Here is a 25,187-nt window from a genome sequence, read left to right as displayed (position 1 = left end):
CGTACCGGGTGTGGGTTGGCCCGAGCTGTGGGATTTTCTTCGCCGCGACGGGCGGGCAGTCGCACGGTGGTGTGCGGCGGGCCGAGCTTGGCGCAGGCGGGACGGCAGTTGTCCGTCGCCGCGACGACGGGGAGCCGGACGTCGAAGACCGGTCCGCGGTGAAGTGGTCGGCGTGCGCCGAAAGCACCGGTCCGTGACGACGGGAAGTCGGACGTCGAAGACCGGTCCGCGGTGAAGTGGTCGGCCTGCGCCGAAAAACACGCGCCCGCGGTGAAGTGGTCGGCCCGTAAGGAAAGGCATCGGGCCGTGGTGAAGTGGTCGGCCTGCGCCGAAAAACACGCGCCCGCGGTGAAGTGGTCGGCCCGCAAGAAAAGCACCGGTCCGCGCCGTGCGGGCCGGGGGCGCGGAGGCCTGGCTCGGGCCCAGGGCAGGGCTTCCGGTGCCTGAGGGCAGGGCTTCCGGTGCCTGGATGAACGGCGATGCCGCCAGACCCGTACGAAAGTACGAAGCCCCGGCCTTACCCAGGCCATGGAATGAGAGACCCTTGCTTCCCGTTAGCATGGACATCCGCACCGATCAAGGCCATTTGGGGAAGGTGTCATGACTGCCAACGTCGACGGAGTGCCCGCTAAATTCGCGACACTCGGGCTGACCTACGACGACGTGCTGTTGCTGCCGGGCGCTTCGGAAGTGCTGCCCAACGCGGTCGACACCTCGTCCCGCATCTCCCGCAACGTACGTGTGAACATCCCGCTGCTCTCGGCGGCGATGGACAAGGTGACCGAGTCGCGCATGGCGATCGCCATGGCACGGCAGGGCGGCGTGGGCGTGCTGCACCGGAACCTCTCCATCGAGGACCAGGTCAACCAGGTCGACCTCGTGAAGCGCTCCGAGTCCGGCATGGTCACCGACCCGATCACGGTGCACCCGGACGCGACGCTGGGCGAGGCCGACGCGCTGTGCGCCAAGTTCCGCATCAGCGGTGTCCCCGTCACCGACGGGAACGGCAAGCTGCTCGGCATCGTCACCAACCGGGACATGGCCTTCGAGACCGACCGTTCGCGCCAGGTGCGCGAGGTCATGACCCCGATGCCGCTGGTCACCGGCAAGGTCGGCATCTCGGGCAACGACGCCATGCAGCTGCTGCGCCGCCACAAGATCGAGAAGCTTCCGCTGGTCGACGACGCCGGCATCCTCAAGGGCCTCATCACGGTCAAGGACTTCGTGAAGGCCGAGAAGTACCCGAACGCCGCGAAGGACGCCGAGGGCCGCCTGCTGGTCGGTGCCGCCGTCGGCGCCAGCCCCGAGGCGCTGGAGCGGGCCCAGGCGCTGGCCGAGGCCGGGGTGGACTTCCTGATCGTCGACACCTCGCACGGACACAACAGCAACGCCCTCAACTGGATGGCGAAGATCAAGTCGAGCGTCGGCGTCGACGTGATCGGCGGCAACGTGGCCACCCGTGACGGCGCCCAGGCGCTGATCGACGCCGGTGTCGACGGCGTCAAGGTGGGCGTGGGCCCCGGCTCGATCTGTACCACCCGTGTGGTCGCCGGCATCGGCGTCCCCCAGGTCACCGCCATCTACGAAGCGGCCCTCGCGGCGCGCGCCGCCGGTGTCCCGGTGATCGGCGACGGCGGCCTCCAGTACTCCGGCGACATCGGCAAGGCCCTCGCGGCCGGCGCCGACACCGTGATGCTCGGCAGCCTCCTCGCGGGCTGCGAGGAGTCGCCCGGCGAGCTGCTCTTCATCAACGGCAAGCAGTTCAAGTCGTACCGCGGCATGGGCTCCCTCGGCGCCATGCAGTCCCGGGGCCAGGGCCGGTCGTACTCCAAGGACCGCTACTTCCAGGCTGACGTGGCCTCCGACGACAAGCTCGTCCCCGAGGGCATCGAGGGTCAGGTGCCCTACCGCGGCCCGCTGGGCAACGTACTGCACCAGCTCGTCGGCGGTCTGCGCCAGACCATGGGCTACGTGGGCGCCGCCTCCATCGACGAGATGGAGACCAAGGGCCGCTTCGTCCGCATCACCTCGGCGGGCCTCAAGGAGAGCCACCCGCACGACATCCAGATGACGGTCGAGGCGCCGAACTACAGCCGCAACCAGTAGTCGTCAGCAGCAGCCGTAACCAGTAGCCGTAACCAGTAGCCGTACGGCTTGAGGGCGGTCCCGGGGGTTCCCGGGGCCGCCCTTGTCGTGGGCGTCGGCGATACTGGGAGACGCAGAAGCGAAGAGGGAAAGGCCACAACGTGACTGAGATCGAGATCGGGCGCGGCAAGCGCGGCCGCCGGGCGTACGCCTTCGACGACATCGCCGTCGTCCCGAGCCGCCGTACCCGGGACCCGAAGGAGGTCTCGATCGCCTGGCAGATCGACGCCTACCGCTTCGAGCTGCCCTTCCTGGCCGCCCCGATGGACTCGGTCGTCTCCCCGGCCACCGCGATCCGCATCGGTGAGCTCGGCGGCCTGGGCGTGCTCAACCTCGAAGGGCTGTGGACGCGGTACGAGGACCCGCAGCCCTTGCTCGACGAGATCGCGGAGCTGGACTCGGACACCGCGACCCGCCGCCTTCAGGAGATCTACGCGGCTCCCATCAAGGAGGAGCTGATCGGGCAGCGCATCAAGGAGGTGCGCGACTCAGGCGTCGTCACCGCCGCGGCCCTGTCCCCGCAGCGCACGGCCCAGTTCTCCAAGGCCGTCGTGGACGCGGGCGTGGACATCTTCGTCATCCGCGGTACGACGGTGTCGGCGGAGCACGTCTCCGGCGCGGCCGAGCCGCTGAACCTCAAGCAGTTCATCTACGAGCTCGACGTCCCGGTGATCGTCGGCGGCTGCGCCACGTACACCGCGGCCCTGCACCTGATGCGCACGGGCGCGGCGGGTGTCCTCGTCGGCTTCGGCGGCGGCGCCGCGCACACCACGCGCAACGTGCTGGGCATCCAGGTTCCGATGGCGACCGCGGTCGCCGATGTCGCCGCCGCGCGCCGCGACTACATGGACGAGTCCGGCGGTCGCTACGTCCACGTCATCGCCGACGGCGGTGTCGGCTGGTCCGGCGACCTCTCCAAGGCCATCGCCTGCGGGGCCGACTCCGTGATGATGGGCTCCCCGCTGGCCCGCGCCACCGACGCGCCCGGCAAGGGCCACCACTGGGGCATGGAGGCCGTCAACGAGGAGCTGCCGCGCGGCAAGAAGGTCGACCTCGGCACGGTGGGCACCATCGAGGAGATCCTCGCCGGTCCCTCGCACATCCCGGACGGCTCCATGAACTTCTTCGGCGCGCTGCGTCGGGCGATGGCCACCACCGGCTACAGCGAGCTGAAGGAGTTCCAGCGCGTCGAGGTGACGGTGGCGGACTCGCAGCACAAGCGGTAGGTCGTACGACGGTTTTTGTCCCACGGAGCGGAGGGGCCCGGTCACCTGGTGGTGATCCGGGCCCTTCGTCGTGCGTGAACCGGGTTACGCGGCGGCCTTCTTGGTCCCCGAGAAAGCGGCGAAGGCGCCGATCGCGAAGAACAGGTAGGTCATGAAGTCGGCCGACTCCTTCCAGGCCGCGGTCACCAGGTCGAAGTGGTCGGTGAGGAGCGTGGTCGCGGAGACAAGGCCGTCGGACTCGTCGGCTCCGATCATCGCTACACCGATGAGCTGGCCCAGGTAGACGGCGCCCAGGGAGACGACGGCGCTCACGACCGGCAGTACGGGGTTGCTGCCGCCGATCTTGCCCGCGGCGAGGCCTATGAGGAAGCCGACGCCGACGGCGGCGTAGCCGATCTCGTACCCCGTGCCGCCGATGATGGCGCCGTAGATGCCTGCGGTCACCAGCGCCGCGACGACTGCCGCCACGATGCCGAGGCCGACATTGCCCCGGCGCGGCGCCGGCGGAACAAAGCCGGGCTGCTGGCCGGCGAACGGGTTGCCACCTGCGGGCTGCTGCTGGCCCGCGAACGGGTTGCCACCTGCGGGCTGCTGCTGGCCCGCGAACGGGTTGCCGCCCGTGGGCTGCTGACCGGCGTACGGATTGCCGGAGACAGGCGGCTGGTCGGCGTACGGGTTGCCCTCGGTGGGCTGGGAAGGCGGCGTGGGCTGGCTCATGGTGGAGATCCCCCGAATTGGTGTGGGTGGTGGACGCACGATGTGCGTGGGGCGTGGGCGCACTCGTGTGCGACAACGGCCCCGGACACTAGCAGTCACCACTGACATACGGGAGAGGTAATTTCCAGGGGTCAGAGCCGGTGGGCCGCTCCGGTCGGGGTCGCTCCCCTTGTGTCCAGGAGGAGTTGGGCCTTCACGGACAGTCCTTGGAGGTCGTACGTGCGGTGCTGCTGGAGCAGGATCGTGAGGTCGGCGTCGGCCGCGGCCTCGTAGAGGGAGTCGGCGCGCGGGACCGGGCGGCCGAGGACGCGCCAGGCCGGGACGAGCGGGTCGTGGTAGCTGACGGACGCGCCGAGTTCCATCAGGCGCAGGGCGATCTCGTGGGCGGGGGTGCCCTGTTGGTCGGCGAGATCCGCCTTGTAGGTGACGCCGAGGAGGAGCACGCGCGCGGCGCGGGCCGATTTGCCGTGCTCGTTGAGGAGGGCGGCGGCGCGCTGGATGACGTACTGGGGCATGTGGTTGTTGACCTGCTGGGCGAGTTCGACCATCCGTAGGGTGCGTCCGGAGTGGCCTGTCAGGTCCTGGGCGATTCCGTGGCCGCCGACTCCGGGGCCCGGCCGGAACGCCTGGAAGCCGAAGGGCTTGGTCTCGGCGCAGCGGATGACGTCCCACAGGTCGACGCCCAGGTCGTGGCAGAGCACGGCCATCTCGTTGACCAGGGCGATGTTGACGTGCCGGAAATTGGTCTCGAGGAGTTGCACGGTTTCCGCTTCGCGTGGTCCACGCGCGCGTACGACCTTGTCGGTGAGGCGTCCGTAGAAGGCGGCGGCCGACTCGGTGCAGGCGGGTGTCAGGCCGCCGATGACCTTGGGGGTGTTGGCGGGGCCGAAGTCGCGGTTGCCGGGGTCGACGCGACTGGGCGAGTAGGCGAGATGGAAATCGCGCCCCGCGCGCAGTCCGGAGCCTTCTTCGAGGAGCGGCCGGAGGAATTCCTCGGTGGTGCCGGGGCGCACGGGCGATTCGAGGATCACCGTGGTGTGCGGGCGCAGCTGTGCGGCCAGGGTGCGGGCGGCCGCCTCCAGCTGGCTCAGGTCCAGTGCGCCGTCCGCGCCGCGCGAGGTCGGGGCGCAGATGACCGCCGTGCGGACGCGGCCGAGCTCCGCAGGGTCGGTGGCCGGCCGGAAGCCCCCCGAGAGCATCCGGCGCAGCTCGGCGGGGCTGAGGGAGCCGCCTTCAGGGCCGGTCTTGTAGCCGAGTGTGGGGATGCCGGCCGCCACGGCCGCCTGGGCCAGGGGCAGGCCGAGATGACCGAGTCCGATGACGGCGAGATCTGCGGGCATGGAGTGGGCCGTCCTTCCCAATAGCCGAAGCGGGACAGGTGCGCAAGCCCTGTGGACAGGACGGGCGAGCGCAATGTCAGACTAGGAGTAAATATGACCGATATGCGGGATTGTGCGGCTGTGTTTCCGTGGGAGTCCCCGATTGCTGTCCACAGGCTGCTGATGACTGGTGGCCGAAGGAGGGGAAGAAGGTCAGACTTTGGGCATGGGGGATGTGAGCACGGGCCCGCCTGTCGGGTGAGGCCGACGCCACCAAGAACGGGAGGCAGCGGTGAGGACAGCGACACTGGGGCCGGCGGAGCGCGCCGAGTCACTGGCGGGAATGGCCGAGCGTGAGCTGGATGTGCTGGTCGTGGGCGCGGGAGTGGTCGGTGCGGGCACCGCGCTGGACGCCGTGACGCGCGGCCTGTCCACAGGGCTGGTCGAAGCGCGCGACTGGGCGTCGGGCACGTCGAGCAGGTCGAGCAAACTCATCCACGGCGGTCTGCGCTATCTGGAGATGCTCGACTTCGCACTGGTGCGCGAGGCCCTGAAGGAACGCGGGCTCCTCCTCGAACGGCTCGCGCCGCACCTCGTGAAACCCGTTCCGTTCCTCTATCCGCTCCAGCACAAGGGCTGGGAGCGGCTGTACGCCGGCTCGGGCGTCGCGCTCTACGACGCCATGGCGATGGCCCGCGGACACGGCCGGGGCCTGCCCCATCACCGCCACCTGAGCCGCCGCCACGCCCTGCGCGTCGCCCCCGCCCTGAAGAAGGACGCGCTGGTCGGCGCCCTGCAGTACTACGACGCGCAGATGGACGACGCCCGCTATGTGGCGACCCTGGTGCGCACGGCGGCGGCGTACGGCGCCAAGGTCGCCAACCGCGCGCGCGTGACCGGCTTCCTGCGCGAGGGCGAACGCGTTGTCGGTGCCAAGGTGCAGGATGTCGAAGGCGGCGGGGAGTACGAGGTCCGCGCCAAGCAGGTGGTGAACGCCACGGGTGTGTGGACCGACGACACCCAGGCGATGGTGGGGGAGAGGGGGCAGTTCCATGTACGGGCGTCCAAGGGCATCCATCTGGTCGTACCGAAGGACCGGATCAACTCGACGTCGGGGCTGATCCTGCGTACCGAGAAGTCCGTGCTCTTCGTGATCCCGTGGGGGCGCCACTGGATCATCGGCACCACCGACACCGAATGGGACCTCGACAAGGCCCATCCCGCGGCGTCCAGCGCGGACATCGACTATCTGCTGGAGCACGTGAACTCCGTGCTCTCGGTGCCGCTCACCCGCGACGACGTCCAAGGTGTGTACGCGGGGCTGCGGCCGCTGCTCGCCGGTGAGTCGGACGCCACCAGCAAGCTGTCGCGCGAGCACACCGTGGCGCATCCGGTGCCGGGGCTCGTGGTGGTGGCGGGCGGCAAGTACACGACGTACCGGGTGATGGCCAAGGACGCGGTGGACGAGGCGGTGCACGGTCTCGACCAGCGGGTCGCCGAGTGCGTCACGGAGGACATTCCGCTGCTCGGCGCCGAGGGGTACCGGGCGCTGTGGAACGCGCGAGCGCGGATTGCGGCGCGCACCGGGCTCCATGTGGTGCGCGTGGAGCACCTGTTGAACCGGTACGGCGTGCTCGCCGAGGAACTGCTCGACCTCATCGCCACCAATCCCTCACTCGGTGAGCCCCTGGGGGCCGCCGAGGACTATCTGCGGGCCGAGATCGTCTACGCCGCCTCGCACGAGGGCGCCCGGCACCTGGACGACGTGCTGACCCGGCGCACCCGCATCTCGATCGAGACCTTCGACCGGGGAACGCGCAGTGCGCGGGAGGCCGCGGAGCTCATGGCGCCGGTGCTCGGCTGGGACAAGGACCAGATCGAACGGGAAGTGGAGCACTACGAGAAGCGGGTCGAGGCGGAGCGGGAGTCGCAGCGGCAGCCGGACGACCTGACCGCGGACGCGGCGCGGCTGGGGGCGCCGGACATCGTGCCGTTCTGACCGGCGGGCCCCGCTGCCTGGACTCGGCTGCTGATGGCTCCCGCTGATGGCTCGAGCTGATGGCTTGACCTGACGGCTTGAGCCGAGGGCTCCAGCTGATGTCACTCGAACGAGTGTCGTGAGCTGGGATCTTTGCTCGGAACGTGTCCGTTCTACTCGGTGCGGGGGCAGAACTCGGCGGCGAGCAGGGCCGGTTCGAGGTCAGGGTCTGCGATCCCGTCCGTGTTCACCCGGAAGGTGAGGACACGACGACCGTCGACGGTGGCTGCGGTGCGCACGTAGCTGCCGGATATGCGGCCGTTGTGGCCCCACACGGTGGTGCCGCACGGCAGCTTCACCGGGTAGAGGCCCATGCCGTACGAGCCATGTGCGGCGCGGGTGTTGAGCATCTCCCGCAGTTGGCCGGGCGGGAGCAGCTCGCCGGAGAGGAGGGCTGCGTAGAAGCGGTCCAGGTCGGCGAGCGTGGTGACGAGCTCGCCCGCCGCGCCGGCCACGCGCGGGTCGAGTTCGGTGACGTCGGAGCCGTCGGCGGCGTAGGCGCGGCCGTGCGGTGAGGGGAGAGAGGTGCGGGCGCCCGGGAAGGAGGTGCCGGTCAGGCGGAGAGGGGTGAGGATGCGGCGCTCGGCTTCGGTGGCGTACGAGTTGCCGGTGACCTGCTCGATGACCATGCCGAGCAGGACGTAGTTGGTGTTCGAGTAGGCGTAGTGGCCGGGGGCGGCCGGGGGATGGGTGAGCGCGATGCGTACGGCCTGACCTGGGGTGACGGGGACGGTGCCCATGGTGTCGGCGGTGAAGTCGTACAAGCCGCTGGTGTGGGTCAGCAGGGCGCGCAGGGTCAGGTGGCTGCCGTCGTTGCCCGCGCCGCTCACCAGGCCCGGGAGGTGGGCGTCCACGGTGTCCGACAGGGACAGCCGGTGTTCGGCGGCCAGTTGCAGGACCACGGTCGCGATGAACGTCTTGGTGATGCTGCCCGCGCGGAAGTGGTCGGAGCGGTCGATTCCGTCACCGGCGTCGGCGAAGCGTGTGCCGGAGTCGTCCTGAGCCAGCAGGGCCGCCGCGGGAGCCTTGCCTCGGGTGACGAGGAGGGCGAGGGCCGCGTCCGTGGCCGGGGTGGCTGGGGCCTGCGGTTCGGCCGGTGCTGGGGACGCGAGGGTTCGGGCGCCGGTTGAGGGTGCGGGCGTGGGGGTTTGCGGGCCGGTTGGGGGCGTGGACGTGGGGGGTTGGGCGTCGGTGGAGGGCGTGGGTGTGGGGGTTTGGGCGCTGGTTGGGGTCGGGGCGGGCAAGCCGGTCAGGGCCAGGACGAGGAACGCCAGGGCGGCGGGTATCGCCAGGAGTGTCCGAGGTGTCCGGCGGGGCGCCATCGGCGGTCCTTCCTTGTTGGGGGCCATCATGCGGGACCGGGGGGCACCGGACGTCGGGCGGTCCCTTCTTGAGGGCCCCCACGGCGTCGGTCACTTGTCGGGTGAGGGACAATGAAGGCTCTGTCAGGGCGGGTTGTTTGAGGGGACGCATGTCGGAGGCGGAGCGGGCGGGAGCATCCCGTCAGGACAGGAGCGAACGTCTCCTCGCCGGGCGATACCGGCTGGGGGATGTTCTCGGCCGCGGTGGCATGGGCACGGTGTGGCGGGCCAAGGACGAGACCCTGGGCCGCACGGTCGCCGTCAAGGAGCTGCGGTTCCCGTCGAGCATCGACGAGGACGAGAAGCGGCGGCTGATCACGCGCACCCTGCGTGAGGCCAAGGCGATCGCGCGGATCCGTAACAACGGCGCGGTGACGGTCTTCGACGTGGTCGACGAGGACAACCGGCCGTGGATCGTGATGGAGCTCGTCGAGGGCAAGTCGCTCGCCGAGGTCATCCGCGAGGACGGCGTACTCACGCCGATCCGAGCCGCCGAGGTCGGGCTGGCGATCCTCGATGTGCTGCGTTCGGCGCACCGGGAGGGCATCCTGCACCGCGACGTGAAGCCGTCGAACGTGCTGATCTCCGAGGACGGCCGGGTCGTGCTGACCGACTTCGGGATCGCGCAGGTCGAGGGCGACCCGTCCATCACCTCGACCGGCATGCTCGTCGGCGCGCCCTCGTACATCTCGCCGGAGCGGGCGCGCGGTCACAAGCCCGGGCCCGCCGCCGACCTGTGGTCGCTGGGCGGTCTGTTGTACGCGTCGGTGGAGGGCGCGCCGCCGTACGACAAGGGTTCCGCGATCGCGACGCTCACCGCGGTGATGACCGAGCCGGTGGAGCAGCCGAAGAACGCGGGCCCGCTGGAGAACGTGATTTACGGGCTGCTCGCCAAGGACCCCGAGCAGAGGCTCGATGTCGAGGGTGCGCGGGCGATGCTCAATGAGGTGCTGCACGCGCCCGCGCCCAAGGCGGTTGTGCCGGAGCAGGTGGACGCGACGAAGGTCGTGGCGTTGCCGCCGTTGCCGGACGAGGGGCCGGGCAAGGGGAGTTCGGGTTCTGCCGGCTCGGGCGGTTCCGGGGCCAGGCGGGGTGAGGAGGCCGGGGAGCGGTTGCGCGGGGCGATGCGTTCCGTGCGGCAGGTCGCCTCGGCGGCCGGGGCGGCCACGGCTGCGGTCGGCGCGGCGGCGACGGCGCGGGCCAAGTCCGGGGGCGCGGGGGCTGCTGGTTCGACGGGTAGTGAAGGGGCAGGTGCGGGTCTGGGTTCGGGTTCCGGTCTGGGTTCCGGTTCGGGTCTGGGTTCGGGTTCGGGTTCGGGTTCGGTCAAGCCTGCGTTCACGCCTCCGTCCGTATCTCCTTCCACGCCCGCGCCGAGGAAGGCCGGCACTGCTGCAGTTACTGCTGTCTCCGCGTCTGTCTCGGCCGATACGCCCGCTGCTGCCACGCCCGCCGCCGGAAAGGCTTCCGGGTGGCCTGTGGCTCCGGAGCGGCCGCCGCGGCCGGTGCCTCGGGCGCCGTTGACAGATGTGGTGCCGCGCCGGACTTTGGTGATCATCGCGGTCGTCGTGGCGCTGGCGGTGCTCGGGACCGTGCTGGCCCTCACGCTCAACGGGGGCGACGACAGCTCGAACGACACCAAGAACGGTGACACCAAGGCCGCGTCCAGTGGGGCGACCGCCGGAAGTGGCAGCGAGGAGAGCAGCGGCACCCAGACGGACAGCGGTGACGGGGCGGAGGACCCGGCCACGGGTTCGGCCGGAGAGGCGGCCTCGGACAGCACGCCGAGCGCTGAGGCCGGTACGTCGAGCGGGGCGGGCAGTGACGACGAGGCGTCGGACTCGGACTCGGGCTCGGATTCCGCGGACGGAACGACGTACAAGGGGAGTCAAGGGTTTTCGATCGTGCTGCCGGAGGGGTGGAAGTACGCGTCCACGGACGCGGCGGGCGCCCGGTTCACCGGTCCCGACGGCCAGAAGCTCCTGATCGGTTGGACGACCACGCCCAAGGACGACCCGGTGGCGGACTGGGAGAAGCAAGAGCAGAGCATGACGCGGTCGCAGTACAAGCGGGTGCGAATAGAGGCGGTGGACTACCGCGGCTGGAACACGGCCGACTGGGAGTTCACCTACGAGGACGGCGGCACGAAGTACCGGTCGATCGACCGCGGGTTCGTCGTCAGCCCGCAGCAGGGATACGCGTTGATGTATACGGCGAAGGCCGCCGACTGGGACGGCGACCTGCGTGAGGACACGTGGAAGAGTCTGACCGAGACGTTCCAGCCGAAGTCGTGACGTACCGCTCGCCCATGTGACGTTCCGCCATGCGTGGGCACGCTGAGATGTCGCATCCCTACTTTGTGAGTTGCCTCCGGCACGTATCGTGAGTGCTTGCGGACCGTACAAAGCCATAACGGGACGCAAGGCGAACGGAATTGACCAACCGGGCGGCCGGGGGAGGCATCGTGGACGAGTACGCGGGACGGGTTCTCGCCGACCGATACCGCTTGCCGCTACCGCCGTCCGAGGAGTACGAACTCGCCGAGGCGACCCGGGCGTTCGACACCTACAGCGGGCAGGAAGTCCTGGTCCGGCAGGTGCAGTTGCCGGAGGTCGTCGAGGCCGAGGTGCTCGACGCGGACGGGCTGCCCGAGGGGTTCGTGGCGCGGGACGGCGGCGTGCGCCGGGCGTCCGCGCGGACCACGCGCCGACCCACCGAACCGGCCGTGCGGCGGGCGATCGATGCTGCGCAGGCGGCCGCTCAGATACCCGACCATCCCCGGCTCGACCAGGTCTTCGACGTGTTCGCCGAGGGTGGGTCGCTGTGGATCGTCAGCGAGTTGGTGGCTGCGAGGCCGCTGGCCGCGTTGCTCGCCGACAAGCCGCTGAGCCCCTATCGCGCGGCCGAGGTCGCCGCGGACGTCCTCACCGCGCTGCGGGTGCTGCACGCGCACGGGTGGGTGCACCGGAACATCACCGCACGCACGGTGCTCGTCTGCGACGACGGCCGCGTGATGCTGACCGGCCTGGCGGCCGGAGCCGCGGAGGAGGCGCTGTGCGGGTATGACCCCGTGCCGGTGCGCGACTTCGAGGGTGAAGTCGGTGGGCAGGCGGAAGTTGCCCGCGGTGCGGGTCCGGGTGCGGGTGCGGGTCCGCGTGTTGGGTCGGGGGCTGGGCGGTCTGGTGGTGCTGGTGGTGGGGCTTCGCACGGGGTCGGTTTCGGTGGGCAGGCCGGAGCGTCGTCCAGTGCGCCGGGTGGTGTGGCCGGTGCTGCGGCTGGAAGGGATCCCGAAGCCGCGCGGCGGGCCGCGATCGAGGCTCGGGCGGAGCGCGGAGGGCCTGTCGCGGAGACGGCGGCCGGTGGTGCGGCGGGCGTAGGTCCGCGTGCGCTCGAAGCGCGAGGCGCCGGAGGAGTCGGTGATGCGGGGGGTGCCGCAGGTACCGGGGGCGACATTCGTGCGGCGCGTGCCGGGGCCATTGCCGCGTACCGCGCCGGAGCGCGCGCCGCCGCCCGGGTGCACGAAGAGCAGCGGGGCGGTCAGGCGGCGCTGCCCGCGCCCCGGCCTGTATCGCAGACTGACGCGTCGGCGGCCCAGATCCAGGCTCAGGCTCCTGCGCAGTCACAGGCCCACGTCCAGCAGGCCCAGACACAGGCTCAGGGTTCGGGGCAAGGGCAGGGTGCGTCGTCGGCTTCCGGGCGCGAGGTCGCCGGGTACGGCGGGTACGCCGGGTATCCGCAGGCATCCGGGGGTAGCGGGTTCGCGCAGGCCCCGGAGGCCTCGGAGCACGGCGGGCCGGCCCAGGCCCACGCCCAGGGGGCCGGCCCTGGACAAGTCCCCGCTCAGGCCGCCGGGCACGGTCAGGCCGCCGGGCACGGTCAGGGCCAGGCTCAGGCCCCGTACCAAGTCCCGGGCCACGGTATGGAGCACCGGCCCAATACCCCGCCCCCCGGCCAGATAGCCGACCCGTACGGAGTGGGGCGCACCAATCCCTGGCATGGCGCCCAGCCTCGCCCCGGAACCGGAACCGGAGCTGGGACCGGAACCGGGACTGGGACCGGAACCGGGACTGGGACCGGAGCTGGAACCGGGACCGGAACAGGCGTCGGAAGCGGCGGTGATGGCCGCCCCGCGCTCCCGGGAGTCGCGAACCGCGGACTGGCTCCGGGGAGCGGCACCTCGGCAGGCCTGTACTCGGGGAGCGGTACGTCCACCGGCGCGCCCCCGGCGACCAGTGTCCCCTGGCCCGTCTCCGGTGGGCACTCCGTCCCCGGCGGGCACCCGGCCCCCGGAGCGGTCGGCGCGCCCGTCGGCAACGCCCAAGGGCAGGGCACCCGTTGGGACCAGACAGTCGTCGGTGCGCCGCCGCGTCGGGGACCTGCCACCGCGCTCGCCGCGGAGCGGGCCCGGCAGGCGCGGATGGCCGTGGTCGGTCCCGTGACCGAGCGGTGGGCGCCCGAGCAGGCCGGGCCGGTGCACGAGAACTGGCAGTTGGCGGCGCCGATCGGGCCCGCGACCGATCTGTGGGCGCTGGGGGCGCTGCTCTTCCGGGCCGTCCAGGGGCACGCGCCCTACCCGGAGGAGAACACCGCCGAACTGGTGCAGCTCGTGTGCGCGGAGCCGCCCGCCTTCGCGGAGGAGTGCGGGCCGCTGAGGCCCGTCGTGGAGTCGCTGCTGCGGCAGGACCCCACCGAGCGGCTCGACTTCGAGGAACTCCGCGGCTGGCTGCGGTCCTTGGTGCGGTCGGCGCCGGAGGCCGAGGCAGGGGCCCATGTCGTCGCCGCGCCCCCGGTCAACCCCAGTCGGCTGCCGATCGTACGGCGGCGGGGCGAGCTCGTCCGCAGGCGCCGCGCCGGGCTCCCCGCGACCAGCCCGCACGCCCGCCACAAGCGGGCCAAGGAGAACAAGCAGAACAGGCAGGTCAAGCCCCGAAGGCTCGGGCGGAACCTGGTTCTGCTGGTCCTGCTCCTGCTGGTCGCGGCGATCGCGTACGCCATGATGTTCATGCCGAAGGCCGAGCCGGACAGCGGGACGGACGGCGAGCGGACCGGTTCCGCCGGAGAGGTCAGCACTGCCCCCGAGAACGCTGCGGGAGGGAGCGCGAGCAGCGAGCCACGCCCCGACCAGACCTCGCCGGGAGGGGGCAAGAGCCCCTCGGCTTCGACAAGTTCGACGGGTACGACGAGTACGACGGGTTCACAGGGCAACGATCCCGAAGTCGCCCAGGGATTCACGCTGCGTGATGACGCCGAGGGCTTCCGGGTTGCCGTGGCCAACGGCTGGGACCGTACGGCGAAGAACGGGAATGGCCAAGTCGTCTACTCCCACGGAGACTTCGAGCTCATCCTCGTCCCCGGCCGGGACAGCACGAGTACGTTCGGCAGTGATCCGATGGCGTATCAGCGGGAGCGGGAGGGCGAGTTGCAGCCGTTCCGCGACTCGACCTGGGCCACGTCCAGTGGGATGCGGCGGATCGACGTGGGCGGACTGGTCATGGCCGAGGGGCAGTTCACCTGGACCGACGGGCAAGGGCACGAGCTCTTCGTACGCAATCTCGCGATCATCGTCGACGGGCACTACCACGTGGTGCAGGTGCGCGGCCCGGAGGCCGAACGGGACGAGGTGACGCGGCTGTACGAGCAGGCGTCGGGGACGTATCAGGCCACAGGATGACAGCGAGCAAGGGCATGGGTGACACTGACTCAGGGCACTGGCAGGTGCCTCCATGGGCTTCCGTAGACTCGTGGTTCCCTTGGTTCCCGTCCGTGCGCGGAAGGGATAACCGTCACAGTGCGGTTTCCGTAGGGCGTCGGCGGTTCCCTGCGTAGGGGGCCGCTCTTTAGTCTGACCCTGTCAAGACCATTGCGGGGAAACGTGAATCAGATGCAGGGCCAGCTCCTCGCGGGCCGCTACCGGCTTGTTGAAACCATCGGCAGCGGTGGCATGGGCCGGGTGTGGCGCGCACATGACGAGGTGCTTCACCGTGTGGTCGCGGTCAAGGAGTTGACGGCCGCGCTGTACGTCGCCGAGAGCGACCGGGCTCCGATGATCGCCCGGACGCGCGCCGAGGCGCGGGCCGCCGCGCGGATCAACCATGCGGCCGTCGTCACCGTTCATGACGTCCTGGAGCATGACAACAGACCCTGGATCGTCATGGAGTTGGTCGAGGGCAACTCACTTGCCGACGAGGTCAAGGAACAGGGGCGCGTCGAACCGGCCGAGGTGGCGCGGATCGGGCTGTGGGTGCTGCGCGCACTGCGGGCCGCGCATGCCGCCGGTGTGCTGCACCGCGACGTGAAGCCGGGGAACGTCCTCCTCGCCGCCGACCGGCGCGTACTGCTCACCGACTTCGGGATCGCGCAGGTCGAGGGCGATACGACCATCACGCGCACCGGCGAGATCGTCGGCTCGGTCGACTATCTGGCTCCCGAGCGGGTGCGCGGCTATGAATTCGGTCCGTCCTCAGACCTGTGGGCACTGGGCGCGACCCTGTACACGGCGGTGGAGGGCAGGTCGGCGTTCCGGCGCACCACGCCGCTGACCACCATGCGGGCCGTCGTGGAGGACGAGCCCGAACCGTCCGCGTACGCCGGTCCGTTGGGGCCCGTGATCACCGCGCTGCTCCGTAAGGACCCCGCCCTGCGGCCCGGTGCGGAGGAAGCCGAGCAGATGCTCGCCGAAGTGGCGGAGGGTCGTCGGCCGGGCGCGGCGCAGGCGTATGTGCCGACGCAACGTCTGGTAGCCGGGGCGGATGTGGATCATCCCTACCGTGGTGACACTGGGGACCATGGCGCGTCCGCACAGGACGCCAACGGACAGGATGCCAACGGACAGGATGCCAACGGACATGGCTCCAACGGACATGGCTCCCATGGATACGGCTCCAATGGATACGGCTCCAATGGACATGGCGTGAGCGCACATGTCTCGTCGTCTCATGTCCCGGGCGGGACCGAGGACCCGGACTTTCTGCTGGCCGTGCCCGTTCCTGCCGCCCCGGCCGCCCCGGCCGCTCCTGCCGCCCCGGCCGTCTCCGGGAAACCGCACCGGGTCCGTACCATCGCCCTTGTCCTCGTACTGGCGGTGCTGGTCGGCGCCGGTGCTGCCGCGGTGATCAAGTACGCGGGAGACTGGCGTTCGGGCGCGGAAGCGGTCACAAGTACCGAGGAGCCGGGCGGTACGGGGCAGTCGGGCGCCGCCACCAGCCCACAGGCCAGTGAGAGCGCGCAGCAGCCGACCGGTGCCGTGCCTGACAACTGGGTACGCGTCGACGACGTCGAGGGCTTCAGCCTCGCCGTCCCCGAGGGCTGGAAGCGGCAGGCCAACGGCAGTCAGGTCGACTACACACCCGACGACGGCGATCACTTCGTACGCATCGCCCTGGACGACTCACCGGACTTCGAGAACCCGTACATGCACCAGCTCGACCTGGAGGAGCAGTTGACGAAGCTGGTCGACTACCACCGGGTGAGTCTGGACTCCAACACCTTCCGTGACTGCGACGGCGCGCTGTGGGACTTCACCTGGACCGCGCTGGCCGAGCAGACGGAGTTCCCGGGGCCGCGCCGCGCCATCGAGCAGACGTATCTCGCCCGTGACGGCGTCGAGTACGCGATCTACATGTCCGCGCCGGCCGCGGACTGGGGCACGGCGCGCGAGCAGTTCGACGCGATGCTGAGGAGCTGGCGGCCCAAGGCCTGACAGCGACGCCTGGCAGCCGGTGCCCGACATCGTTGTCTGGAAGCGTTGTCTGGAAGCGATGCCTGATAGCAACGTCTGACAGCGGCGCGGGACAGCAGGGCCGGATACCGGCCACGGCAGCTCGCTGTCCCGGAGGGCCGGGCTCCGTTGCGGCATGATGGGACGCATGGGGACCGAGGGGGACAACGTCCGTGTGATCGCCGGCCGGTACCGGCTGGAGGCCAGAATCGGGCGGGGCGGCATGGGTGTCGTCTGGCGCGCGACCGACCAACTGCTCGGCCGTGACGTCGCGGTCAAGGAAATCGCCCTCGACACCACGCTCTCCGCGGAAGAGGCCCGCCAACAGCGCGACCGCACCCTGCGCGAGGCCCGCGCCGTCGCGCAGTTGCAGCACCCGCACATCATCGTCGTGCACGACGTGGTCGAGGACGACGAACGCCCTTACATCGTCATGGAGTTGATCGAGGGAGGCTCGCTCGCCGAGCGGATCTCCGCGGGTGGCCCCGTGGACGCGCGCGAGGCCGCCCGCATCGGCATCGGCCTCCTCGGCGCGCTGCGCCGCGCGCACGACGCGGGTGTCCTGCACCGGGACCTCAAGCCCGCCAACGTACTGATCGCGGACGACGGCCGTGTCGTCCTCACCGACTTCGGTATCGCCCAGGTCGCGGGCGCGACGACGCTCACCGAGAGCGGGGCGTTCGTCGGTTCGCCGGAGTACACCGCGCCCGAGCGGATGTCCGGTGTCAGGACGGGCCCCGAGTCCGACCTGTGGTCGCTCGGGGTGCTGCTGTGCACCGTCCTGAGCGGTGAATCTCCCTTCCACCGCGACTCGTTGGGCGGCATCCTGCACGCGGTCGTCGTCGACGAGATCCGGCCGCCGGCCCAGGCCGCGCCCCTGCTTCCCGTCGTACGGGGGCTGCTTGAGCGCGATCCCGAGCAGCGGCTCGACGCGGCGGAGGCGGAGCGGATGCTGCGCGCGTTCCGGGACACGGGGCGGACGCCGCCGGTCACGGCCGGATACACGCCCACCCAGCGGGACATACCGACGAGGACGCCCTCCTCTGCCCCGGCATCCTTCTCGCCTCCCGGGGCGCCGCGCTCCACCCGGAGCATCCTTGTCGCCGCCGCGCTGGTCGCCGCCATGGTCGGGGCGGGGGTGTCTGCGGCATCGTTGCTGATGAACGACGGTCGGGGTGGGGGTGGCAGTACGCCGACACCTTCGAGCGCGACGAGTACGACGAGCGCGACGAGTGCGAGCACAACGACGAGTACGGCGAGTACGGGCAGTACGGGCAGTACGGCTGGTACGTCGACGGCCGGGGCGCCGGGGGCGTCCGCGAGTGCGTCGGCCTCCAGCCCGCCTGCCGGTCCTGCCGCCGTCCGCAAGGTGCCCCCGGGATACCGGGTCGCGCAGGATCCGAGCGGGTTCGCGCTCGCTGTGCCCGACGACTTCACCCGGGAACCGGAGGGGGAGCGGGTCTTCTACGTGTCGCCGGGGCGGACCTTCCGCCTCGGCATCAAGGTGGCCGACCCCGAACCGGGCGGCCCGCTCGCGGTGATGCGGCGCGGGGACGCCAAGGGGCCCGCCACGAACCCGGGTTACCGCGATGCCGCCGTTACCTCGGCCACGCATGGTGGACGGCCCGCCGCGTTCTGGGAGTTCACCTGGAACGGGTTCACCGAGACGGAGGGCGCGCGGCACACGTACGACCTGTGCTGGGAGGAGGGCGGCCGGATGTACGACGTGTGGGTGTCGGCGCCGGTCGGGAGGGCGACGGAGGCGAAGGAGTACCTGGACGTGGCGGTGGACTCGTTCGTGGTCTCGTAGTGCCACAGCTCCACAGCTCCGTAGCGCCGTGTTGGAGAGGGGCTTCCCTCGTACCGGATAAAGCGGAGATAAAGGGCGGCTCGCGTCACGGGTCTGTGACTGGAAAGCGGCGGGGCTGGAAGCCGAACCGCTTGCCGCGATATGGATGGACTCATGAGCAATAACGGGGGAGTTCCCTACGGGGCCGACGAGCCAACGAGTTTCGGTCTGCACCCGCCGCGACCGGGTGTGCCCTACCCCGGTAACCCGTACGCCGCGCCGACCCAGATCGTCCCGGAGCAGCAGACACAGCACGTAGAGCAGTCACGGCAGACCCAGCAGGTGGAACAGCCCCAGCAGCCCCAGCAGACGCAACAGGTGCAGCCGGAGCCGGGTGTGGGGCGTCTCGTCGCGGGCCGCTACCGGCTGCTCGCCAAGCTCGGCCACGGGGGCATGGGCACGGTCTGGCGGGCCAAGGACGAGACGGTGGACCGCGAGGTCGCCGTCAAGGAGCCTCGCGTTCCGGACCATCTTCCCGAGCGTGAACGCGACAACGTCTTCGAGCGGATGCGCCGGGAGGCGCGCGCGGCGGCGCGGCTCGACCATCCGTCGGTCGTGAACGTCCACGATGTCGCGGTGGTGGACGGACAGCCCTGGATCGTCATGGAGTTGGTGCAGGGGCGTTCGCTGGGCGACGCCCTTCAGGAGGGCACGCTCGGTGTCCGCGAGGCGGCGCGCGTCGGCCTTGAGGTACTCGGTGCGCTGGAGGCCGCGCACGCGGCGGGCATCCTTCACCGGGACGTGAAGCCGGACAACGTCCTGCTCGGTCGGCACGGCCGCGTCGTTCTCACCGACTTCGGCATCGCCCAGATCGAGGGCGAGACCAGCCTGACGGACGTGGGTGGCTTTGTCGGATCGCCCGAGTACATCGCGCCGGAGCGGGTGTTGGGGCAGCGCCCGGGCCCGGCGAGTGACCTCTGGTCCCTCGGTGTCGTGCTCTACGCGGCCACCGAGGGCGTCTCGCCCTTCCGCCGCAGCAACACCCCGGCGACCCTTCAGTCCGTTCTCAACTCCACGCCCGCGGCGCCCGCTTCGGCCGGCGGTCCGCTCGCCGAGACGATCAACGGGCTGCTGGACAAGGAGCCCTCTCGACGCCCGGACGCGCCCCGGGTCCGCCAGCTCCTGGAGGAGGCCGCCAAGCCGCCCGCTCCGGCGCCGACGCAGGTCGTGCAGATCGCGGCCCCGGAGGGAGGCAGGGGGATACGTGTCGGCCGCAAGACCCTGATCGGACTGGGCGCGGTGATCGTCGCCGCGGCCGTGGCCGCGTACCTGGTGATCGCTGACCCGTTCGCTGGCCCGCTGCCGGATGACTGGAAGACCCGGGCACACCCGAAGCTGGGCGTGACGCTGGCGGTCCCCGCGAACTACCAGGTGACCAGGCCGGCCGCCGATGACACGGAAAAGAACTGGGTCACGTACTCCGACTGGAGCGGCAGCATCTGGATCGGCCTGACCCTCGCGAAGAAGTCCGAGGACACCGGTGGTCAGATCAGCCCGTCCGCCGCCGCCGAAATGTACGACGACGACGCTGAGTTCAAGGAGAGCGGCGCGTACGAGCTCGACATGCCCGAGGGCCCTCGGACGTCCCCGAAGGCGACTCAGTACCAAGGCGAGAAGTCCGCCGAGAACACGGTGACCTACGCGACCACCGACAGCCAGAACCCCCGCCCCCGCGAGCTCAAGATCTTCTACTACAAGTCGAAGGCGGGCGACATGTACAAGCTCACGATCAGCTATCCCGGCAAGGGCGACTTCACGGCGCGCGGCCGTGAAGTCGCCAGGACGGCGATCGCGAACCTGGACATCGACAAGCTGTGAGGAAGGGTGCGGGCCCGGCTGGTTCGGGGCTCAGTTGAGCTTGGCGGCCTGGGCCTTGATGATCTCGGCCGGGATGTCGTAGTCGGCGGTGTCGGCTCCCGCCTCGCCGTCGAAGGAGGCCAGGCTTATCGAGTAGTACGTGGCGATCGTGCTGCCATGGCGTACGACCTCGCTCTTCACCGCGGCCTCGCCGCCGTCGGCGTCGACGGTCGTCGTGAACGCGACCGACTCGTCGCCGCCTCCGGAAGCCTTCCCGGGCGCGACCTTCGTGAACTTCTGGGTCTCGGCGCCCGCCGTGGTGCTGAACCCGCTCGTGCAGCTCTCGACCGCGTCGGAAACGGCCGCAAGAGTCTCCTCGGCGCCCTCACCTTCGTACGAGGAGAGTGAGACGAGCGTCATCGTGCTACGGAGGGCACTGGTGATGTTCTCCATCGCGTCCTCGAACTCCTCATCCGTCATGTCCTCCAAACTCTTGGTGGAAGACGCGCTGGGCTCGGCCTCGGGGGCCGCCGGTATGACCTGGCGGTTGAGGTACGCGGTCGAGTCGCCGGGCGCGAACCCGGTGAGGACGTACGCGATCGGCGCGCACTTCTCGTCGACGACCTTGACCTCCTCCTTGGAGGAGGCGAACGCGTCGGACTCCGTGGTCGTGGTGACCTCGTAGCCGTCGATGTCGCCCGTGGCGACGATCAGCTTCTCCAGCTCGGTGCTGCTCAGAGCCTTCGCCGCAGCTGTCGACGCCTTGGCGCCGCCGGCCTTGTCACCGTCCGCGGAGTCGGATCCACTGTCCGAGCAGCCGGTGGCCAGAGCGAGCGACAGCACCGACGCGGCCGCTGCGACGCCGGTACGGGGCAGCGCGAATCTCTTCATGTTCGAGGGGGTCCCTTTGGTGTGTGCCGTGTGTGCCGTGTGTGCCGTGTGTTCTTTGTGTGCTGGTGGTGCAGCTGGACTATGTGGGCGCGGTAAAGGGGAAGTCAAGTGACAGGGGCATTTGCGACCGAGTTGGGGTGATCCGCGCCTCACGGCTTCAGTCGGCTGACGAGGGCCTTCACGAGGTTGGTTCGCGCGACCAGCATCGCGAACTGCTTGCCGCTGTCCGGGGCCGGCTTCGCGTACCAAGGCCGGCCTTGGCGACGCCACTTGGCCGGGGGCAGGTTCCGGGGGAGCGCCGGAAGGGGTACGGACCAGTCCGCGAGGCGGAGTTCACCGCTCCATGTGCCGGCGGACAGGGCAGTGACCGGCACCCGTGCCGTGAAGGTGTCCCCGTCGTCGGCGGTCCGGCGGACGGGGAACGCTGCGGTCTCCCCCTGACCGTTGGCCAGACTCACCACGAGTGCACCGTCCGGGTACGCGGCGAGCGTGCACCGTCCGGTGAACTCCAGCTCGGTGGGCGCATCGGCGGCCCAGCGGACGCCGCCGGGAAGGAGGTGCGGCGGCACGCGGTGGCCGTTCTCGCCGAGGTCGAGCGTGAAGTTGCCGTGCGGCTTGGTGGTGTACAGGGCGGCTGCGCGTACCCCCTGCTCGGTGTCCACGACACGCGTGCTTGCCCGGCCGGACACACTGTCGGCCCGCTTGCTGCCGATGCGCACCTCGCGGCTCAGCCCCTGGGCCCCGACAGCGAGGGAGATGTCCCAGAACCCGTCACCCAACGGCTTTCCGTCAGCGGCCGTCGTGACGTCGACGGTGCATTCGAACCCGGCCTTGTCGTACGTGTATTGCCCCTGGTCCTCGTCGCTACCGAGGCCGGGTGTAGCGGTGTGCGCGACCGGCAGCACGTACTCCGTCCCGCCGGTGCGTTCCCGCAGGACGAGCCGGGTGCTGACGTCTTCCGTCGCGACGCGGTGGACGTATGCGTGCCCGGCCAGGTGCAGTGTGCTGCCGTGCATTTCAGCGCGGGTGACGTGGTGACGCGGGCCGAGCTCGGAGGTGACGTCGTAGCAGTCGTCGGGGACGGAGTGGTCGGCGTCACGGAAGTAGGGGAACCGGGCGTAGGCGCGGCCGGCGTCGACGACCACGGGAGTGGCCACCTCGCTCTTGGCCGATTCCTCCTCGAACCTGACGAGTTGGAGGATCTCGTCGAGCATCCGGTGCCGCACCAGGTGCAGCCGGAGCCGGGTCATGGCCGACAGCCGGTCGCCCAGTCCTTCGTGCCACAGAGGTTCGATGATCCCGGCGAGCTGGTCCAGAGCCTTCTGCTGCGTCTCGCGGGGCTCGAACGGCAGGTGCTCGACGAGGAAATGCCGCACATCGGCCGTCAGATGCCGGACCGCGAGGTGGTCGCGTCCCGGGCCTGGCGGCACGTTCTCAACGATCAGGTCGATCACGCGCGGGAGGAAACGCAGCCCTCGCTCCGCGTCCGAGGTGCGCCGGGTGATGTTGCCCTCGTCCTCCCTCAGCACCCAGAACAGGCAGTCGTAGTCGGCGACCACCGAGATCCCCGAGGCATGTAGGTACGCGGCACCCACGAACAGCTGGTCCTCGCCGATGGACAGATCGGCCGGGAACCGCAGGCCGTGCCGCTCGATCAGCTCCCGGCGGAACAGCTTCATGGGGTTGAGCGTCCAGTACACGCGGGACGAGAAGACGTCCGTGCGCGGTTCGTTGCGCCGGAACATCGACTTCGGTGCATTCCGGCCCCCCACGCCCACCATTTTTCCGAGCACCACGTCGGTGGCGTTCTTCTCGGCCATGGCCACCATGCGCTCCAGCGCCTCGGGCCCCAGGTAGTCGTCGGCGTCCAGGAAGAACACGAACGCCCCACGCGCGAGATCGAGTCCCACGTTGCGCGGCACGGAGGGACCACCGGAGTTCTCCTGGTGCTCAACGTGCAGCAACTCGGGGTACACGTCGGCGAGTCGGTCAAGTTCGGCCGAGGTCCCGTCCGTCGAGCCGTCGTCGACGACGATGACTTCCAGCTGGTCCTGGCCGATACTTTGCTCAGCAACTGAGGAAATGCACCGTGTGATATAGGGCATCGCATTGTACGCGGCAATAATCACCGAAACGGTTGGCGTAGCCATCTTCACGTTCTCCAAGAATACGGGGCACTCCCGTTTCTCGGATTGGCATTCGGGGTGAATGCGCTCGCCATGGTCGGGCTATGCGCGCTGACTGTCTTGTGAAGATACCGTGACTTGCCTATGTCTTCAAGGTGGATCCGATGTAGGGGTCCTGGTCAAGGTGGTGAATCAAGCCACATCTTCCTGACCGTTTTGCCTGCTTTCTTAGGCGTGAGGGTCGTTCTGCCGCGCGGTGAGCGGTAAGGGTGGAAGTGTTCGAGGCTGTGAAGTTTCTGTGGATTGAGCTTCCGGGATAAGGGCTTGACACGCTTTATAAATTTCATATTCAGTCTGCATTCAAAACATTCACACAGCGGGCACAGCGGTGTCCGATCAAACGGGGACAAGGGGTGGGGTGTGCGTACGCGTACACGACTGACCAGGACACTGGTCGCGCTAGTAAGCGTTTGCGGTATGGCAGGAGGGATGGTTTCGCTGGGCTCGACCCAGGCGGTGGCCGCCACCTGTACGGCGGGTACGGCGAATGACTTCAACGGTGACGGAGTCGCCGACACGGCCATCGGCGACCCGAACGCCACCGTGAACGGAGTCAAGGAGGCCGGCCTTGTGCGCGTCGTGTTCGGCGGCGGCAAGGGGGTATCCGAGATCTCCCAGGCGACCAGCGGCATGGGTGGGGCGCCCGAGGCCAACGATCACTTCGGCTTCTCCCGCGCGGCCTACGACGCCGACGGTGACGGCTGCACGGACCTGGTGGTCGGTGCCCCGAACGAGGACCTTGTCAAGGACGGGATTCAGCGGGTCGACGCCGGAGCGATCTACGTGATCTACGGCACGCCCACCGGCATCGGTGCGGGGTCCACGATCAAGGGCTACTCCCAGAACGCGCTGGACTCCACGTCGACCATCGAGGCGTACGACTGGTTCGGCTACGCGGTGAAGGCCGGCGAGACCGCGAGCGGTGCGCCCTACCTTGTAGTTGGCGTGCCCGGTGAGGGCATTTCCGTGGACGGCACCTCGTACGCGGGCGCCGGCATCATCGAGTACGTCCAGGGCACGACCGTGGTGTCGGTGAAACAGAACGACGTGGGCGTGCCCGGCGTCGTTGAGGCGAACGACCGCTTCGGCTACTCGCTGGCCGGGACGAACCGTTACTTCGCGGTGGGTGCACCAGGTGAGGCGATCGGTACCGAGGAGTTCGCCGGTACTGTCATCGTCTTCAATCACACGCTGGCCGGCGGCCTGCCCACCCCGCTTGTGGGGTTCGACCAGAACGTCGCCGGAATCTCGGACTCAGCCGAGGCCGGTGACGGATTCGGCACCTCGCTGTCCGTGACGGGCTACCGGCCCAGCGACCAGACGTACAACTCGGACGTGCTGTTGGCCATCGGCATACCGGGCGAGGACGTCGGCGCGTCGGCCGACGCGGGTTCTGCAGTTGTCATCCGGGTCCAACCTTCGGGGGTGTACACGGAGACCAAATGGATCGAGGCAAGCGTCAGTGGTGTCGACGGCGACCCGGCCGCCGGAGACTTCTTCGGCCAGCGGGTGACGATCGCCAACACCGACACCGCCGTCGTCACCACCACCGCCACCGTCCGCCTTGCCGTCGGCATCCCCGGCAGGGACGCCGCCTCGGTCAAGGACGCGGGTGCCGTCCAGATCTTCCGGCCGCTCGACGCCGCCATCGGCACGAACGACAAGATCCTCACCCGCGGATCAGGAGTTCCCGGCACCGCGGCTGCCCGCGACTACAACGGCATGGCCCTCCTCGCGGGGTCCACCCACCTCTACCTCGGTGTGCCCTTCAGTAAAGCGTCCGACTCCGCCAAGGGCGTGCTGTACGCGCTGCGTTGGTCGGACATCGACGGGACGACCAACACCGGTACCACCACCTACCTGCCCGGCACGGGTGGGCTGCCCGACGCGGGCGTGGCGTTCGGAACGGTCGGATGAGCGGCGGCCAGGAGAGAAGGAAGCACA

Annotated in this window: 14 protein-coding genes; 9 read left to right on the top strand and 5 right to left on the bottom strand. The window is 69.8% G+C overall.

All coding sequences use genetic code 11. From position 1 onward, the window contains the following. Window positions 1–600 precede the first annotated feature (600 nt). The gene (gene guaB / locus ACIPC1_RS30545) at window positions 601–2,106 is read left to right on the top strand and encodes an IMP dehydrogenase (protein ID WP_402522765.1); all 1,506 of its coding nucleotides are present in this window, start codon (window positions 601–603) and stop codon (window positions 2,104–2,106) included. A gap of 140 nt (window positions 2,107–2,246) precedes the next feature. After that, window positions 2,247–3,371: a GuaB3 family IMP dehydrogenase-related protein gene (locus ACIPC1_RS30540; protein WP_384380563.1), complete on the top strand. Its 1,125-nt coding sequence runs from the start codon at window positions 2,247–2,249 to the stop codon at window positions 3,369–3,371. 84 nt (window positions 3,372–3,455) lie between these two features. Here ACIPC1_RS30540 and ACIPC1_RS30535 read toward each other — a convergent pair whose 3' ends face one another. Beyond that, window positions 3,456–4,088 (bottom strand): hypothetical protein, encoded by a 633-nt coding sequence (locus ACIPC1_RS30535; RefSeq protein ID WP_402522763.1) that lies wholly within the window; start codon window positions 4,086–4,088, stop codon window positions 3,456–3,458. Between the two features lie 131 nt (window positions 4,089–4,219). Then, entirely contained in the window at window positions 4,220–5,428 is a 1,209-nt protein-coding gene (locus ACIPC1_RS30530) for a nucleotide sugar dehydrogenase (RefSeq protein WP_402522761.1), read from the bottom strand. Between the two features lie 271 nt (window positions 5,429–5,699). Between ACIPC1_RS30530 and ACIPC1_RS30525 the strand changes: the two genes are divergently transcribed. Then, window positions 5,700–7,406, top strand: coding sequence for a glycerol-3-phosphate dehydrogenase/oxidase (locus tag ACIPC1_RS30525; protein WP_402522758.1), 1,707 nt, complete (start codon window positions 5,700–5,702; stop codon window positions 7,404–7,406). Between the two features lie 152 nt (window positions 7,407–7,558). Here ACIPC1_RS30525 and ACIPC1_RS30520 read toward each other — a convergent pair whose 3' ends face one another. Further along, complete coding sequence (locus ACIPC1_RS30520; protein WP_402522755.1) at window positions 7,559–8,767, bottom strand: serine hydrolase domain-containing protein; 1,209 nt, start codon at window positions 8,765–8,767, stop codon at window positions 7,559–7,561. Between the two features lie 149 nt (window positions 8,768–8,916). Here ACIPC1_RS30520 and ACIPC1_RS30515 point away from each other — a divergent pair, with 149 nt between their 5' ends. From ACIPC1_RS30515 to ACIPC1_RS30495, 5 genes are all read left to right on the top strand, one after another. Beyond that, window positions 8,917–11,097 (top strand): serine/threonine-protein kinase, encoded by a 2,181-nt coding sequence (locus ACIPC1_RS30515; protein WP_402522752.1) that lies wholly within the window; start codon window positions 8,917–8,919, stop codon window positions 11,095–11,097. 170 nt (window positions 11,098–11,267) lie between these two features. Then, entirely contained in the window at window positions 11,268–14,474 is a 3,207-nt protein-coding gene (locus ACIPC1_RS30510; RefSeq protein ID WP_402522749.1) for a protein kinase, read from the top strand. Between the two features lie 210 nt (window positions 14,475–14,684). Beyond that, window positions 14,685–16,502 carry a protein kinase gene (locus tag ACIPC1_RS30505; RefSeq protein WP_402522983.1) on the top strand — a complete coding sequence of 606 codons (1,818 nt, stop codon included), beginning with the start codon at window positions 14,685–14,687 and terminating at the stop codon, window positions 16,500–16,502. 166 nt (window positions 16,503–16,668) lie between these two features. Next, window positions 16,669–18,330, top strand: coding sequence for a serine/threonine-protein kinase (locus ACIPC1_RS30500; RefSeq protein WP_402522746.1), 1,662 nt, complete (start codon window positions 16,669–16,671; stop codon window positions 18,328–18,330). Window positions 18,331–18,483: 153 nt separating this feature from the next. Next, the gene (locus ACIPC1_RS30495) at window positions 18,484–20,187 is read left to right on the top strand and encodes a serine/threonine-protein kinase (protein WP_402522743.1); all 1,704 of its coding nucleotides are present in this window, start codon (window positions 18,484–18,486) and stop codon (window positions 20,185–20,187) included. Window positions 20,188–20,217: 30 nt separating this feature from the next. Here the strand turns inward: ACIPC1_RS30495 and ACIPC1_RS30490 are convergent, their stop codons facing one another. Together ACIPC1_RS30490 and ACIPC1_RS30485 are read right to left on the bottom strand one after the other, a co-directional pair. Then, window positions 20,218–21,057 carry a hypothetical protein gene (locus ACIPC1_RS30490; RefSeq protein ID WP_402522740.1) on the bottom strand — a complete coding sequence of 280 codons (840 nt, stop codon included), beginning with the start codon at window positions 21,055–21,057 and terminating at the stop codon, window positions 20,218–20,220. Between the two features lie 149 nt (window positions 21,058–21,206). Continuing rightward, entirely contained in the window at window positions 21,207–23,207 is a 2,001-nt protein-coding gene (locus ACIPC1_RS30485) for a glycosyltransferase family 2 protein (RefSeq protein WP_402522738.1), read from the bottom strand. A 453-nt stretch (window positions 23,208–23,660) separates the two neighbouring features. Between ACIPC1_RS30485 and ACIPC1_RS30480 the strand changes: the two genes are divergently transcribed. After that, the gene (locus ACIPC1_RS30480) at window positions 23,661–25,160 is read left to right on the top strand and encodes an integrin alpha (protein WP_402522736.1); all 1,500 of its coding nucleotides are present in this window, start codon (window positions 23,661–23,663) and stop codon (window positions 25,158–25,160) included. Window positions 25,161–25,187 lie beyond the last annotated feature (27 nt).

The sequence above is a fragment of the Streptomyces sp. NPDC087263 genome, assembly GCF_044744645.1.
Classification (GTDB): domain Bacteria; phylum Actinomycetota; class Actinomycetes; order Streptomycetales; family Streptomycetaceae; genus Streptomyces.
Note: the sequence above shows the minus strand (reverse complement) of the source record. Positions and strands in the feature narration are given on the sequence as shown.